General features: G+C 70.2%; 13 protein-coding genes. 10 read left to right on the top strand and 3 right to left on the bottom strand.

The genetic code is table 11. The features are described 5' to 3' along the window. Positions 1–6: 6 nt before the first annotated feature. Positions 7–873 carry a glycosyltransferase family 2 protein gene (locus BM290_RS02930; RefSeq protein WP_093609584.1) on the bottom strand — a complete coding sequence of 289 codons (867 nt, stop codon included), beginning with the start codon at positions 871–873 and terminating at the stop codon, positions 7–9. After that, a complete protein-coding gene (locus tag BM290_RS02925; protein ID WP_093609582.1) occupies positions 870–2,150 on the bottom strand; it encodes a glycosyltransferase family 4 protein in 1,281 nt (426 codons plus the stop codon). The genes BM290_RS02930 and BM290_RS02925 overlap by 4 nt, the downstream gene beginning before the upstream one ends. A gap of 394 nt (positions 2,151–2,544) precedes the next feature. Here BM290_RS02925 and BM290_RS02920 point away from each other — a divergent pair, with 394 nt between their 5' ends. The 6 genes from BM290_RS02920 to BM290_RS02895 all read left to right on the top strand — a co-directional run bounded on the left by BM290_RS02920 (position 2,545) and on the right by BM290_RS02895 (position 9,138). Beyond that, the gene (locus tag BM290_RS02920; protein ID WP_093609580.1) at positions 2,545–3,477 is read left to right on the top strand and encodes a hypothetical protein; all 933 of its coding nucleotides are present in this window, start codon (positions 2,545–2,547) and stop codon (positions 3,475–3,477) included. 203 nt (positions 3,478–3,680) lie between these two features. Beyond that, on the top strand, positions 3,681–4,757 hold the full coding sequence (locus BM290_RS02915) for a glycosyltransferase family protein (RefSeq protein ID WP_143133586.1): 1,077 nt from the start codon (positions 3,681–3,683) through the stop codon (positions 4,755–4,757). Between the two features lie 13 nt (positions 4,758–4,770). Continuing rightward, positions 4,771–6,162 carry an O-antigen ligase family protein gene (locus tag BM290_RS02910; RefSeq protein ID WP_093609576.1) on the top strand — a complete coding sequence of 464 codons (1,392 nt, stop codon included), beginning with the start codon at positions 4,771–4,773 and terminating at the stop codon, positions 6,160–6,162. An 80-nt stretch (positions 6,163–6,242) separates the two neighbouring features. Further along, positions 6,243–7,289, top strand: a complete 1,047-nt coding sequence (locus BM290_RS02905) for a glycosyltransferase family 2 protein (RefSeq protein ID WP_177319552.1) — start codon at positions 6,243–6,245, stop codon at positions 7,287–7,289. Continuing rightward, positions 7,286–8,305: an ABC transporter ATP-binding protein gene (locus BM290_RS02900; RefSeq protein WP_093609572.1), complete on the top strand. Its 1,020-nt coding sequence runs from the start codon at positions 7,286–7,288 to the stop codon at positions 8,303–8,305. Before BM290_RS02905 ends, BM290_RS02900 begins: the two co-directional genes overlap by 4 nt. Continuing rightward, positions 8,302–9,138 carry an ABC transporter permease gene (locus tag BM290_RS02895; protein ID WP_093609570.1) on the top strand — a complete coding sequence of 279 codons (837 nt, stop codon included), beginning with the start codon at positions 8,302–8,304 and terminating at the stop codon, positions 9,136–9,138. The genes BM290_RS02900 and BM290_RS02895 overlap by 4 nt, the downstream gene beginning before the upstream one ends. A 58-nt stretch (positions 9,139–9,196) precedes the next feature. On the opposite strand, the gene BM290_RS02890 is transcribed toward BM290_RS02895, so the two are convergent. Continuing rightward, positions 9,197–10,243 (bottom strand): right-handed parallel beta-helix repeat-containing protein, encoded by a 1,047-nt coding sequence (locus tag BM290_RS02890; RefSeq protein ID WP_143133585.1) that lies wholly within the window; start codon positions 10,241–10,243, stop codon positions 9,197–9,199. 460 nt (positions 10,244–10,703) lie between these two features. Between BM290_RS02890 and BM290_RS02885 the strand changes: the two genes are divergently transcribed. The 4 genes from BM290_RS02885 to BM290_RS02870 are packed head-to-tail and all read left to right on the top strand — an operon-like array spanning position 10,704 to position 14,651. Then, positions 10,704–11,564, top strand: a complete 861-nt coding sequence (locus tag BM290_RS02885) for a hypothetical protein (RefSeq protein ID WP_203779084.1) — start codon at positions 10,704–10,706, stop codon at positions 11,562–11,564. A gap of 47 nt (positions 11,565–11,611) precedes the next feature. Continuing rightward, positions 11,612–13,165, top strand: a complete 1,554-nt coding sequence (locus BM290_RS02880) for an acyl-CoA ligase (AMP-forming), exosortase A system-associated (protein ID WP_093609564.1) — start codon at positions 11,612–11,614, stop codon at positions 13,163–13,165. Then, a complete protein-coding gene (locus BM290_RS02875) occupies positions 13,162–14,373 on the top strand; it encodes a pyridoxal-dependent decarboxylase, exosortase A system-associated (protein ID WP_093609562.1) in 1,212 nt (403 codons plus the stop codon). The genes BM290_RS02880 and BM290_RS02875 overlap by 4 nt, the downstream gene beginning before the upstream one ends. A 20-nt stretch (positions 14,374–14,393) precedes the next feature. Next, positions 14,394–14,651 carry an acyl carrier protein gene (locus BM290_RS02870; RefSeq protein WP_093609560.1) on the top strand — a complete coding sequence of 86 codons (258 nt, stop codon included), beginning with the start codon at positions 14,394–14,396 and terminating at the stop codon, positions 14,649–14,651. The last annotated feature ends 10 nt before the right edge of the window (positions 14,652–14,661 follow it).

Raw genomic sequence — 14,661 nt, 5'->3', positions numbered from 1 at the left:
GACTTCCTATCGCTGTGCCGCGGACTCGCCGTCGGCGATCCGGGAGGACTCGTCGCGTCCCCAGGCGGCCCCGCCGTCACCGGCCCGCTTCGCGGCCAGCGCGGCCCACACGGTGATGCCGACGTAGCAGGCCGCCGCGGGGGCCAGCCAGGGCCGGGGCAGGACCACGTCACGCAGCCAGGAGCTGCGCGCGGCCGGGCGTACCGGAACGGTGATCTCGCCGCGGGCGGCGGCCGCCCGCATGGCGGCGTTGCCGCCGCGGACCCGGATCAGGCGGCGGATCAGGTCACCGGTGCGCCGTGGGGTGGCGACCTTGGCGGCGTACGCGTTCACGTGCGCCTTCTCCTCGGGAGCGAACTGCGAGTCGAGGAACAGGTCGTCGGCGACCAGCTCGGGGAACCGGCCGAACCGCGCCCGCCCCTGCCGGGACAGCGCCACCACGCCGCGCCCGAACAGCCCGTCGCGCATCACCGGCAGCCGCCCGTGCACCGCGAAGTAGGCCCGCACCAGCAGCGGCCGCCCGCTGACGTCCAGCTCGCGCCCGACCGTCGCCGACGGCGTCCCGGACTCCAGCACCTCGGTGAGGGCCCGGACCGCGGCGGTGCTCAGCACGATGTCGGCGTCCAGATAGATCCGCGGGAAACCGGTGGCGGCGTCGTCGCCGGCGTTGAGGGCGCCGGCTTTGCCCGGTGTGGGGAGATCCAGCACGCGTACGCCCGGACGCGCCCCGGCGACGGCCACGGTGTCGTCGGTGCATCCGTTGGCGACCACGGTGACGTCGAGCTCACCGGGCTTCGCGTCGGCGAGCAGCGCGTCCAGGCAGCGTCCGATGACGGCGCCCTCGTTGTGGGCCGCGATGACGATGCTGGTCACGGCTGCTCCACCCGGGAGGGCGTGTCCGATCCGGTGCGCTGGCGGGGGATCCGCGGCGCCTCGGCCGGGGGCGCGGGCAGGCGCTTGGCCAGCAGCCGCTGGAACACCGCTGCGTACGGCCCGGCCTGGTGCTCCCAGGAGAGCAGGTTGAGGAACCGGTCGCGGCCCAGCTTGCGCATCTGCTGCCGCCGCGCCGGGTCGTCGAGCAGCTCGTCGATGACCGCGGCGAACTCCTCCGGGGCGCCGGTCGGCACGTACGCGCCGGCCTCGTCCAGGGTGCGCCGGGTCTCGATCCCGTCGGCGGCGACGACCGGCAGGCCACGGCCCACGTACTCGACCGTCTTCGCCATCGTGGACAGCTGGTTCATCCGGGTCGGCAGGTCGGGCTGGATCGCGATGGTGGCCGAGCGCAGCACCTCGTCGACCTGCGTGCCGTTGAGCCAGCCGGTGAGCTCCACCACGTCCGAAAGGTTCTTCTCCGCGACCAGGGCACGAACCGACGGCATGCTCTCGCCGTCACCGGCCAGCACGACCTTCCAGCCGGCGCGGCCGCGCCGCTTGATCAGCTCGTCGGCGGCGCGCACCACCCCCTCGACGTTGTCCTGCGGGCCGAAGACGCCGAGGTAGACGATCCGGTGCAGGCCGTCGGCCGCGACCGGCTCCTGCGGGTCGCCGTCGACGGCGATCTCCGCCGGCGACGGCCCGTTGCGGACCACGGTCACCTTGTCCGGGTGCACACCCTTGCGGACCGCGTTGTCCTTGAACGACTGATTGGTGGCGACCACCTCGGTCGCGGTGCGCAGGGTCAGCCACTCCAGGGCGTTGAGCACCCGCAGCACCCACCGGTTGGGCTCGCCGCCGCCGCGGGAGATGTAGACCTCCGGGCACAGGTCGTGGTGGTCGAAGACCCACGGCCGGCCGAGGGCACGCAGCAGCAGGGCGAGCGGCCAGTACACGTCCGGCGGGTTGCAGACCTGCACGGCGTGGGCGCGGCCGGCCAGGATCTCGCCGATCAGGCGGACCGCGATGCAGAGGAAGGACCAGCCGAACTCGACAGCGAAGGTGAGCAGGCCGCTGCCGTAGACCTTGACCGGGTACGGCTTGAGGCGGGTGCTCCGGCTGCCGGGGAGGGTCTTCAGGGTCTTGTCGCCCCGTGGCGCGATGACCGTGACCTCGAAGCCCTTCTCCTCCAGCGTGAGGCATTCGCGGATGACGCGGCGGTCACGTTCGGCCGGCAGGTTGGCGATGAGGATGGTGACATGGGTGTTACGGGCCATCGTTGCGGTCCGTCTCCTTCGGTTACTCCGGACCGTGAAGACACTGCTGGATGACATGACCTGACAGCAACCGGCCATTAGGGCAACCTAAGGGTCATCCGTTATATCCAGGGCGGTAATTGTGTTGAATGTACCGTTAAGATTTTCTGAAGCATTTACCCGGATCGAGAGGTATGTCCGTTCAAATTGAGATGATCTTGGGGTTATAGTCCATTTTGTTCAGCCCGTAGAACGGACATGCACCCGAGCGAAACTGCATGTCGGTTTTATGACAGGCTCTGCGAAGGCACGCGATTCAGTACGGACGGCGGCGTGCCTAAGATCGATGGCGGATGGACGGCTCGCGCTGAGTCGTGCAGGGTCGTGCAGGCCCGTTTTCAACGAGAGGGAAACCGTGGACCTCTGGGACCTCACCAGGCTGCTGCTCCGCCGGTGGTACTTCGCCGTGCCGATGCTGCTGGTCACGGTCGGCGTGGTGGTGCTTGCCGCCAAATCGGTGGCGCCCGATTACAAGGCCATGGGCTACATGCAGCTGATCCCGGCGCCCAGCGCCGGCAAGCAGCCGGACCCCAAGGCCAAGCCCAAGCCGGCCAACCCCTGGCTGGACCTGGGCTATGCCGCGCTGGGCAATGCCGCCGCCATCACCGTGACCGACCCGACGAACATCGAGAAGCTCGACAAGGAGGGTCTGTCCGACAGCGTCACCGTCGTGCTCAGCGAGCGGACCCCCCTCTTCGAGATCGAGGTCATCGGCGACAGTGAGCAGCAGGCCACGGCGACGGTCCAGCGGGTCATCAAGATGCTCAAGGACGACATCGCCGCCAAGCAGAGCCAGTACGGCGCCCTCGAAGAGGACACCATCTCGACGCTGGTGATCAACGACGGCAGTGCTCCGCTGCAGGACACCGGCATGCGCAAGCGGGTGCTCATCGTCGCCGCCGGCCTCGGGGTGCTGGTGACCACCGCCTCCACGATCATCCTGGACTACTGGCTGCGCCGGCGGTCCAAGTCCAGGAACGACGGCGACGACAAGGACTCGTCCGGCGCGCCGCCCGCGGAGCCGGTGGCGACCGCCAAGTCGCAGCCGGTCCGCACCAGCCCGCCCGACGACACGGAGCGGACGCAGGTCCTGCGGCCGCAGCCGCGGCAGACCAACGGCTTCCCGGCCGAGCGCAACGGATCCGGCGCCAAGCCCCAGGGAGCTGCCCGCCCGTCCGGGCGGGCGCCGAAGGTCGCGCCACCGGTCGCGCGTCAGGAGGAGTCCCTGGACGCCACCATCGTCATTCCGTCACCGTCCTATCCGAACCGTCACGGCAAGCGGGCCTGACCGGCTGCTTCTCGTCCGTTCGGCTGACCGCGGGCCCGATCCTCGGGTCGTCCGGCGCCTCCTACGGCCATTCCTGTCTGGATTGGCGGACCACGTCGCGTAACCGACAGGCTCCTGTGTGGAAATCCGGCTACACGCTACGTTCGTCCTGATCTTTCGGCTATTCGTGCCCACCGATGGCGGCACCGTGAAAGGGGTAACGGGTGACCCCAGCACCCATGGCGATGGCATCGCAGATGCTGCGCGCCGCGCGCGACCGTCGTGACCTGGCCGGCCGCCGTCCGCCCCGCTTCGGCGCCGCCGAGGACACCGGCGGGCCGCCGCGGGTCTACTACCTGTCGCCCGATCTGGACAAGCCGAGCGGCGGCGTGCGCACCATCTACCGCCACGCCGACGTGCTCGACTCCCTCGGCATCGAGGCCGCGGTGGTGCACTCGCGCAGCGGGTTCCGGTGCACCTGGTTCGCCAACGACACCCGCGTCGAGGCGGCCGCCGACGTCCGGCTGCGGGCCAGCGACGTGCTCGTCGTCACCGAGTGGCACGGCCCGTGGCTGCACACGCTGCCCGCCGCGGTCCGGAAGATCGTGTTCAACCAGGGGCCGTACTGCACGTTCGACGCGACGCCGTACGAGGAGAGCGGAGCGGGCGCGCCGTACGCCGGGGTGGCGGGCCTGGAGGGCCTGCTGACCGTCTCGGAGGACGGCGAGCGGCTGCTGCGCTGGACCTTCCCGTCGCTGCCGGTCCACCGGGCGCGCCCGGTCGTCGACCGGGCGGTCTTCCACCCGGGCACCGGGCCGCGCCCGCGCCGGATCGGCTACCTGTCCCGCGGGCGCCGGGCGGAGGAGCGCGAGATGCTCCTGCACATGCTCCGCTCGCGGGGCGTGCCGGCCGGCTGGGAGCTGACCCCGATCAGCGGCTCGGAGGCGGAGGTCGCCGCCGCGATGCGGGAGTGCGCGATCTTCCTCTCCTTCGGGTTCCGGGAGGGGTTCGGCCTGCCACCGGCCGAGGCGATGGCCAGCGGCTGCTACGTGGTGGGCTACAGCTCGCTGGGCGGCGCCGAGTTCTTCGACCCGGCGTACTGCACACCGGTCCCGGAGTGCGACCTGTACGCCTACGGCGTGGCCGTCGAGGACGCGATCCGGCGGTACCAGGAGAGTCCCGGCGAGATGGACGCGGTACGCCTCAAGGCGTCCGCCGCCGTCCTCGGCCGCTACGACGTCGAGGGCCTGACCGGTGACCTGTCCACCTTCTACTCCGCGCTGCTGACGCCGGCCGCCTAGAAGTTCGACCGATATGAGCCAATCGACGATGCCGGCGGAGCATCCCGTCGACTTCGAACCGTCCCTGATCGCCCCGAACCTGTACTCCTCGCGCCGGGCGTCCCTGCGCGTCGACGTCGCCGCGATCTGCAGCGTGGTCATCATCCTGCTGTACTGCATCCCGGCGCCGCTGATCGTCCCGCAGATGACCTTTGCCGGGCGGCCGGCGCTGCTGCTCTCGCTCGGCCTGTTCGCCTGGTGGTTCATCGCCCGGCTGAGCCCGTCGCTGCTGATGGTCGGACGGCAGCCGCTGCGCTGGGTGGCGCTGATCTACCTGATGTCGATCCTGCTGTCGTACGTCGCCGGCCTGGTGCGGGGACTGCCCACCCTGGAGGCGAACCGGCAGGACTTCACGGTGCTGATGACCTTCGAGTTCCTCGGGCTCATGCTGATGGTCGCGGACGGCATCCCCAACTGGCGCCGGCTGCGCATGGTGCTGAAGATCCTGGTCTGCGCGGCCGCGTTCATGGCGTTCCTCGGCATCCTGCAGTCGATCTTCGCGTACGACGTCACCCAGTGGCTGGTCGTGCCGGGACTGGAGCTGAAGGGCACCCTCACCGACTTCCAGGCACGTGGTGAGGGAGGCCGGTTCCGGGTCGCCTCGACGACGGTGCACTCCATCGAGTTCAGCGCCGTGCTGGCGATGGTGATGCCCTACGCCATCCACTTCGCCCGCTACGCCCGGAGCAAGGCGGCCCGCCGTTTCTACGGCCTGCTGACCTTCGTCATCGCCGGGGCCGTGCCGATGGCGATCTCGCGTACCGGCATCCTCGCCCTGGGCGTCTCGATGGCCATCATGTTCGCGCTGGCCTGGAACTGGCGCTTCCGCTACAACTTCCTGATCCTGGCGGCCGGTCTCACCGGTGTGCTCGTGGTGGGCCGCCCCGGTCTGCTCGGCACGCTGCGCTCGATGTTCCTCTGGGCTGACGCCGACCCCAGCGTCGACGGCCGTACCGAGGACTACGCCCACGTCTCCGCCTGGTTCGCCCAGCGGCCGTGGCTGGGCCGCGGCCCCGGCACCCTGATCCCCGACCTCTACATGATCCTGGACAACCAGTGGCTGCTCACGCTGGTCACCGGCGGGATCGTCGGCGTCGTCGCGCTGGCGGCGCTGCATCTGACGTCCCTGTGGCTCGCGGTGGTCGGGTTCCGGCGGTCCACCTCGGAGGAGGACCGTCATCTCGGCGCGGCCCTCATCTCCACCCAGATCCTCGCGATCCTCGTGGCGCTGACCTTCGACTCGCTGGGCTTCACCACCTTCTCGTTCACCCTCGCCCTGCTCACCGGGGTGAGCGGAGCGGTCTGGCGTCTGACCCATCCGGCTCGAACAGTCCGGACGTCCACGGTGCGACGTCTCCTCGAGTAACACGACTTTGGAAGGCTGATGGAAGTTCGATGGTGACGAGAACCCGACCGCAACCCCTCCGCGGGCGGCCACGGGTCTCCGTGGTGGTTCCCTGTTACAACTACGGCCACTTCCTGCCGGATTGCGTGCAGGGCGTGCTGAGCCAGGACGGCGTGGACGTCGACGTGCTGATCGTCGACGACTGCTCGCCGGACGGCAGCGCCGAGGTGGCCCGCCGGCTCGCCGCCGAGGACCCACGGGTCCGCGTGATCGTGCACGAGGTCAACGCGGGTCACATCGCCACCTACAACGAGGGCCTGGCCGCCGTCGACGGCGACTACGTGGTGCTGCTCTCCGCCGACGACCTGGTCACGCCCGGCTCGTTCCAGCGGGCGACGGCGCTGCTGGAGGCGCACCCCGAGGTGGTCATGGTGCACGGCTTCGCGCGTACGTTCACCGACGTGCCGCCACCGGCGCGCACCGAGGTCCGGTCGTGGACGGTGTGGCCCGGCGCGGAGTGGATCGGCCGGGTGTGCCGGGCCGGTGGCAACCCGGTGGCCACACCCGAGGTGATGCTGCGCAACGAGACGATGCGCAAGCTCGGCGGGTACGACACTCGCGCCCCGCACGCCGGTGACTTCCTGATGTGGCTGCGTGCCGCGGCGCTCGGCGGCATCGGCCGGGTCAACGGGGTGGACCAGGCGTACTACCGGGTGCACGGCAACAACATGCACACGTCCCAGTTCGCCGGCGCGGACACCGATCTGCGCAAGCGGCACGAGGCTTTCGAGATCTTCTTCGACGAGGACGCCGGCTCGGTGCCGGACGTCGACGGGCTCCGCAGCGCCGCGAGCCTCGCCGTGGCCCGGGAGGCGCTGGCCATCGCCTGCTCCCTCATCGAGGCCGGGCCGTCGGAGGACGATCGGGCACTGGCCGGGCGCCTGGTCGCGCTGGCCGAGGAGATCTATCCGCCGGCGGCTTCGAGCCGGCTGCGGCAACGGTACGGGCGACTGGCCCAGCGCGACGCGGAGGGCAAGGGTCCTCTCGTCCCGCGCGGTGTCAGCGCCTTCAATAAGCGGGTACGCGATCACGTCGAGTGGCGGCGCTGGCGGCGTAACGGAGTAGAGAGCGCGGTGAAGCTGCCATGAGCGGCCCCGAACACGACGAGGACGACGTCATCGTCCTGTCCGGTCTGACGAAACTGTACGAACCGACCCCCAAGTGGATGCGCGTCTTCGCACGGTCGCACCTCACCCAGCCGATCAAGGCGCTCGACGGCATCGACCTGGTCGTCCGGGCCGGCGAGATCTGCGCCGTGGTCGGCCCGAACGGCGCCGGCAAGACCACCCTCTTCCGGATCATCATCGGGCTCACCGAGGCGACCTCCGGGCACGGCAGCGTGCTCGGCCTCGACGTGGCCCGTGAGTCCGAGCAGATCCGCCAGGTGGTGGGCTGGATGCCCGCCGAGGACCGCAGCCTGCTGATGCGCGCCACGGTCCGGGAGAACCTGCAGTTGCACGGCCGGCTCCAGGGGATGACCCCGAAGGAGCTCGAGGCGCGGATCCCGTACGTGCTGGAGACGGTCAACCTGACCCCGCAGACGGACGTGGTCATCGCCAGCCTCTCGGCCGGCATGAAGGCGCGGGTCCGCCTCGCCCGCGCCCTCCTGCCCGGCCCCCGCGCGCTGATCCTGGACGAGCCGACCGGCGCCGTCGACCCGATCGCCGCACACGGCCTGCTCAACCTGATCATGGATCTGGTCAAGCAGGAGCGCCTCGCGGTCCTGATCTCCTCGCACCGCCTGGAGGAGATCGAGGCGCTGCAGTCCAAGGCGCTGCTCATGGACGGCGGCCGGATCAAGTACTCCGGCGACCTGGACAGCCTGCGCCGGCAGTGGGACCGGCCCCAGCTGGAGCTGGTCCTGGCCACCGAGGCGGACGCCCGCCTGGTCGCCGACGGCCTGCACGCGCAGGGCCTGGAGGTCACCGTGGACGGCCTCACCCTCACCTGCCAGCTGGTCGGCGACCTGACCATCGGCGCCGTCCTCGGCCGCCTCGGCGGCGCGGCCGCGTCGATCCAGCACATCCGGGAGACACCCATGCCCCTGCGGGACCTCATCGCCCACGTCTACCGGCTGAACCCGGCCGCCGGGGGTGCCGCGTGACGACGGCGCACGTCTACCCCAGCGCGGTGCGCAACCGCAGCCGGGGCCGCAAGGTGGTCGACACCCTCGGCGCCTACATCCGGCTCGACCTGGTCGAGGAGCGGATGTTCCCGGCGACCAGCATCATGCGTTACATCGCCGTGGTCTTCCCGGTGCTGCTGTACTTCTACCAGAGCTCGTTCCTGGGCGCCGGGCCCGAGGTCTTCGCGGTGATGCTGATCGGCACCGCGGTGACGGCCGGCCTGCAGGACGCGCTCACCCAGCTGACCGCGCGCCTCAACTTCGCCATGGAGCGCGGCACCCTGGAGACCTATCTGGTCGAGCCGGTGCCGTGGGTGCTGATCCCGATCGCCATGAACCTGTGGCGCAGCTTCACCGGCGGCCTGCTGGCCTGCTTCATGATCTTCGTGGGCTGGCTGCTGGGCATGCCGGTCGACCCGGCCGGCATCCCGCTGGGCGTGGTCGTGCTCTTCCTCGGCATCCTGGCCTGCAACGCCCTCGGCACGCTCGCCGCCAGCTTCCTGGTGCTCTTCAAGCGCGGCGACCCGGTGGTCATGCTGTTCCATCTGGCGGCCAGTGTGCTCGGTGGCGCGCTGTTCCCGGTGAGCACGCTGCCGGACTGGATCCGGTGGGCCAGTTATCTGATTCCGCACACCTACGTGATCAGCGCCGAACGTCAGCTGCTGATGCCCGCGCCGCCCGCCGGCGAGCTGAGCGTCAGCCTCTCGATCATCGTGCTGGCCGTCATGTGCACGGTGATGCTCGGCGGCGGTCTGTTCATTTTCGACAGGTCGCTGAGGCTGGCCCGCAAGCTCGGCATCCTCAGCATTTGAGGAATCCCTGAAGAAATGGCCCCGGCGGATGCCGGGGCCATTTCTGGTGGTGTGCCGATCAGCAATTGTTGAGCTTCTTGGTCTCCTTGAGGACCACACCGCGGTCGAAGTCGAAGGTGACCTCCGCGTTGCCCGACCAGGTGCCGATCTTCGAGCAGTCGACGTCGATCGGCCCGTACTCCGCGCTCTTGGTGACGATCTTGTTGCCGGTCACCGTGGGGAACGAGCCACCGGACAGGCGCAGCGCGTAGCCGCCGCCGGCCAGCACGTTGTCGGTGACCGTGCCGCCCGCGTTGTCCTGGTCCGGGATGAAGATCGGCGAGGTCGGGCAGTCGTCGCCGCGCTGGTCGATCGTGTTGTGCCGGATCGTCGCGGTGGGGCCGCCGTAGCCCTGGATGCCGTCCCCGTGCGGGTCGGACGACGCGCACATGCCGGCCGGCACGGCGAGCTGCGCATACGAGTCCTCGATGACGACCTGCCCGGCGCCGGCGAAGCTGCCCGCGCCGACCCGCCAGCCCTCCATGCGGTTCATCACCTTGCAGCGGCGGCACGTGTAGTTGGCGACGCCGAACGCGTACTGCTGGACGCTGGAGATGCCCTCGCCCGGTTTCGGCACGACCTCGGTGTCCTCGATGGTGAGGTGCCCGTAGATCTTGTCGCCGATGAAGTTGTCGATGGTGCCGTAGACCCGGGTGCGGCGGATCGTCACGTCCGCGGCCCGCACCAGGATGCTGCCGGTGACGAGCTGGTCCGAGACGACCGTGCCGGCCTTGGTGACGGTCAGGTCGCCCTGGACCGTCTTCTGCGGCAACCAGCCGGCCGGGACGCCGGTGCAGGACGCGGTGGGGTACGCCGGGAGGGCGCAGCCGCCCTTCGACACGGCCTTCGTGGTCGCCCCGTTCTCCGGCTTCTTCGACGGAGGGGCAGACGCGGACGCCGAGACCGGCGCGGAGGCGGTGGCCGCGGAGGGCGGGATCGACCGGACGGACGGGAGCTGCCCGTCCGGCGCGGGCAGCGTGGTGTCGGCCTGCGCCGCGTTCTCCGGCGTGGCGTCGTCGCGTCCGGTCGAATACCAGGTGAATCCGACGGCAATCAGAATTACCATGCCGAACGCCGCGCTAACGGTGACGGCCCGGCGCAATCGGGTCCCGGTGAACAGGCTGCGGCGGTGCTTCATTTCGGGGTGCTCCTCGAGTCAGTCAGCCGACCGGCTCGGACGATAATACGTTTCGGGGTGGCCGATGGAGCAACCTGCTCGAGTCAATGTGGAATGCGGGCGCGGATAGTTCGTGTCAAATAGGGATCCGACCTGCGGCGCAATGACCGGAATCTGACACATGTCGTCTCCGCGCAGACCGCCGAACGCGGTGTCAAGCGGCTGTTCGGGTCGGAGTGCGCGTCCGGTCAGGACGGCCCGAGCGGATATCGGTTCAAACCCTATGACAATATCTGCCACAACGGCCTGTCCCGCGGGCACGGACGTTATCGTCGTGCGGCAGGTTCCACGGTAAATGTCAGGGAGTACAAGTGACCGACCGCGTCGGCTTTGTCCGATGGGCCGTCTGATGGCAGTCCGGGTCGAGCCCATCACCACCGTCGACGTTCCCGCGGTGGCCCGGTTTCTGCACACCAACCTCAACAGCCGTGTCCCGGCGGACGCCTGGGAGCGGGCGGTGCAGGTGCCCTGGAAGGCGCCCGCGCCCAACCACGGCTTCCTGCTGCGTGACGAGCACGGCGCGGTCGTCGGGGCGTACCTGGCGTTCTACTCCGAGCGCACGATCCGCGGCGAGACACGCCGGTTCTGCAACCTCGGCGCCTGGTGCGTGCTGCCGGAGCAGCGGTTCCACAGCCTCAAGCTGCTGAAGGCGCTGCTCAAGCAGGAGGGTTACGAGTTCACCGACCTGTCGCCGAGCGGCAACGTGGTGCCGATGAACACCCGCCTGGGATTCACCTTCCTGGACACCGCCACCGCTGTCGCCCCCAACCTGCCGTGGCCCGCCGTGCCCGGCCGGGGCCGGGTCAGCGCCGACCCGGCGGTGCTGGAGCGCACGCTGACCGGCGAGGACCTGCAGATCTACCGGGACCACGCCGGCACCGCCGCCGCGCGGCACGTCGTGCTCACCCGCGGCGACCGGTACTGCTACGTGATCTTCCGCACCGACCGCCGCAAGGACCTGCCGTTCTTCGCCTCGGTGCTGTACGTCAGCGACCCCGGGCTGTTCCGCGCGATGCGGCGCCGCTTCCAGAGCCACCTGCTGACCCGGCACGGGATCCTCGCCATGCTGGCCGAGCTGCGGGTGGTCGGTCACCGTCCCGCACTGTCGCGGATGCTCGGGACCCCGCGCCGGAAGATGTTCCTCAGCGCCGACCTGACCGAGCGCGACATCGACTACCTCTACAGCGAGCTGACCTGCCTGAGCTGGTGACGGCAGCCCGGCGTACCACCGACACACCGATGGGGGAAACCCGACAGATGCGCATCCGATTGCACGACCTGCTGGCCGGCGCCGCCGGCCGGTCCGGCGACGCCCCGGCTGTGACGTACCGCGACGACACCCTGTCCTACGCCGACCTCTGGCGCGACGTGCGGTCCGCCGGCGCCGGGCTGCGGGAGCTGGGCCTCGCGCGCGGCGAGCGGGTCGCGGTCTATCTCGACAAGCGGGTCGAGACGGTCACCGCGATCTTCGCCACGTCGGCCGCGGGCGGCGTGTTCGTCCCGGTCAACCCGGTGCTGCGGGCCCGGCAGGTGGCCTACATCCTCGCCGACTGCGACGTGCGTGTGCTGGTCACCACGGCCGAGCGGCTGGAGGCCCTGGGCGAGGAGCTGGAGCAGGTCAAGTCGCTCGAGCGGATCATCCTGGTCGGCGGCGGAGAGGCCGGCGGCCGGCTCCCGGTGACCGCCTGGGACGACCTGCTCGGCGGTGGCGACCTGCCGGAGAGCCCGGCGATCGACGTCGACATGGCGGCGATCCTCTACACCTCGGGCAGCACCGGCAAGCCGAAGGGCGTGGTGCTCTCGCACCGCAACATGCTGGCCGGGGCGGAGAGCGTCAGCTCGTACCTGGAGATGACCGCGGACGACGTCGTGCTGGCCGCCCTGCCGCTCAGCTTCGACGCCGGGTTCAGCCAGCTCACCACGTCGTTCGCGGTCGGCGCGCACGTCGTGCTGGTCAACTACCTGCTGCCGCGCGACGTGGTCCGGCTCTGCACGAAGCACGGCGTCACCGGTCTGACCTGCGTGCCGCCGCTGTGGCTGCAGATCGCCGACCAGACGTGGCCGGAGGAGACCGGGCGCCGGCTGCGCTACTTCGCCAACACCGGCGGGCGCATGCCCAAGACCACCCTGGACCGGTTGCGGTCGATCTTCCCCGAGGCCAGGCCCTTCCTGATGTACGGGTTGACCGAGGCCTTCCGCTCCACCTACCTCGACCCGTCCGAGGTGGACCGGCGTCCCGACTCGATCGGCAAGGCCATCCCGAACGCGGAGATCCTGGTGCTCCGGCCGGACGGCAGTGTCTGCGACCCGGGCGAGGAGGGCGAGCTGGTGCACCGGGGCGCCCTGGTGGCTCTGGGCTACTGGAACGACCCGGCCCGTACCGCCGAGCGGTTCAAGCCGCTGCCCGGCGCCGAGGGCGCGCTCAACCCGGAGCTGGCGGTCTTCTCCGGCGACTCGGTGGTCCGTGACGAGGAGGGCTTCCTCTACTTCGTGGGCCGCACCGACGAGATGATCAAGACCTCCGGGTACCGGGTGAGCCCGACCGAGATCGAGGAGGTCGCGTACGCCACCGGCCTGGTCCGGGACGCTGTCGCGCTGGGCGTGCCGGACCCGAAGCTGGGCCAGCGGATCGTGCTGATCGTCAGCCCGGCCGGCGAGGGCGAGTTCGACGTCGACGCGGTCAGGGCCGCGTTCAAGCGGGAGGTCCCGCTCTACATGCTGCCCAAGGACGTGCTGGTCCGCCCGGAGCTGCCCCGCTCGCCCAACGGCAAGTTCGACCGCAATCTGCTACGTCAGGAGTTGGGCGCGTGACCCGGGGTTTCGAGGAGATCGACGGCGAGCTGGCGGTCGGCGGGGTGCCGGTGTCCCGCCTCGCCGCCCGGGTCGGCAGCACCCCGTTCTTCGCCTACGACCGGCGGCTGCTCACCGAGCGGGTCGCCCTGCTGCGCCGCCACCTGCCGGCGGATCTTCAGCTCAGCTACGCGATCAAGGCGAACCCGATGCCGGCCGTCGTGCAGCACATGAGCGGCCTGGTCGACTCGTTCGACGTCGCCTCGTCGATCGAGATGGGCGTCGCGCTGGACACCACGATGCCGTCGAACCGGATCAGCTTCGCCGGGCCCGGCAAGACCGACGCGGAGTTGCGGCAGGCGGTCGCGGCCGGGGTGACGATCGAGCTGGAGTCGGAGAACGAGGCGGCCCGGGTCGCCCGGATCGGCTCCGAGCTGAGCATCCGGCCGCGGGTCGCGGTGCGCGTCAACCCGGACTTCTCGGTCAAGGGCTCGGGCATGCGGATGGGCGGCGGCCCGCAGCAGTTCGGGGTCGACGCGGAACGGGTTCCCGCGCTGCTCAAGGAGTTGGCGAGCACCGACCTCGACGTGCTCGGCTTCCACTGCTTCGCCGGCTCGCAGAACCTGAAGGCGGACATCATCGCCGAGGCGCAACGGCGCACCGTCGAGCTGCTGCTGCGGCTCGCCGAGGACGCGGTGGCGCCCGTGCGGTACCTCAACCTCGGTGGCGGGTTCGGTATCCCGTACACCGAGAAGGACGTTGCTCTTGATCTCGAGGTGATCGGCGAGAACCTCGCCACGCTGATGCGCGACGAGGTGCGGCCCCGTCTGCCGGAGACGCGGGTGGTGACCGAGCTGGGCCGGTTCCTGGTCGGCGAGGCCGGGGTGTATGTGACCCGTGTCGTCGACCGCAAGGAGTCGCGCGGCAAGACGTACCTGGTCGTCGACGGCGGCCTGCACCACCAGCTCGCCGCGTCCGGCAACTTCGGACAGGTGATCCGCCGCAACTACCCGATCGCGGTCGCCAACCGGATCGACCGGGAGCCGGCCGAACAGGTCACCGTGGTCGGCTGTCTCTGCACCCCGCTCGACCTGCTGGGCGACAACGTGACCCTGCCCGAGGCCGGTGTGGGGGACCTGGTCGTCCTTTACCAGGCCGGGGCGTACGGTCTGACCGCCAGCCCCACCGCTTTCCTGAGCCACCCGGCGCCCGCCGAGGTGCTCCTGTGACACTCCCCGGAGGTAAGTAGATGGCCCCGACCGGTACCACGATCGACGACGTCAAGGCGGTGCTGGTGTCCGTCCTCGGCATCGAGGACCGCGCCGCGACGATCGACGCCGGCACCCAGCTCCTCGGCAACCTGCCCGAGCTGGACTCGATGGCGGTGCTGGAGCTGGTCGCCGCCCTCGAGGAGCGGTTCGGCGTGACGATCGACGACGACGAGGTGACCGCCGACGTGTTCGACACCCTCAAGTCCCTCGCGGCGCTGATCGACTCCAAGCTCTGAGCCACCGGCA

Source organism: Actinoplanes philippinensis (assembly GCF_900113015.1).
Taxonomy (GTDB): Bacteria; Actinomycetota; Actinomycetes; order Mycobacteriales; family Micromonosporaceae; genus Actinoplanes; species Actinoplanes philippinensis.
The sequence above is the reverse complement of the archived record's forward strand: the minus strand, read 5'-3'. Positions and strand labels throughout refer to the sequence as shown.

Bases quoted from the DNA above. Each gene is read 5' to 3' on its own strand.
- BM290_RS02925 (WP_093609582.1), bottom strand. From the start codon at position 2,150: ATGGCCCGTAACACCCATGTCACCATCCTCATCGCCAACCTGCCGGCC.
- BM290_RS02910 (WP_093609576.1), top strand. From the start codon at position 4,771: ATGAGCCAATCGACGATGCCGGCGGAGCATCCCGTCGACTTCGAACCG.
- BM290_RS02900 (WP_093609572.1), top strand. From the start codon at position 7,286: ATGAGCGGCCCCGAACACGACGAGGACGACGTCATCGTCCTGTCCGGT.
- BM290_RS02890 (WP_143133585.1), bottom strand. From the start codon at position 10,243: ATGGTAATTCTGATTGCCGTCGGATTCACCTGGTATTCGACCGGACGC.
- BM290_RS02885 (WP_203779084.1), top strand. From the start codon at position 10,704: ATGGCAGTCCGGGTCGAGCCCATCACCACCGTCGACGTTCCCGCGGTG.
- BM290_RS02880 (WP_093609564.1), top strand. From the start codon at position 11,612: ATGCGCATCCGATTGCACGACCTGCTGGCCGGCGCCGCCGGCCGGTCC.
- BM290_RS02870 (WP_093609560.1), top strand. From the start codon at position 14,394: ATGGCCCCGACCGGTACCACGATCGACGACGTCAAGGCGGTGCTGGTG.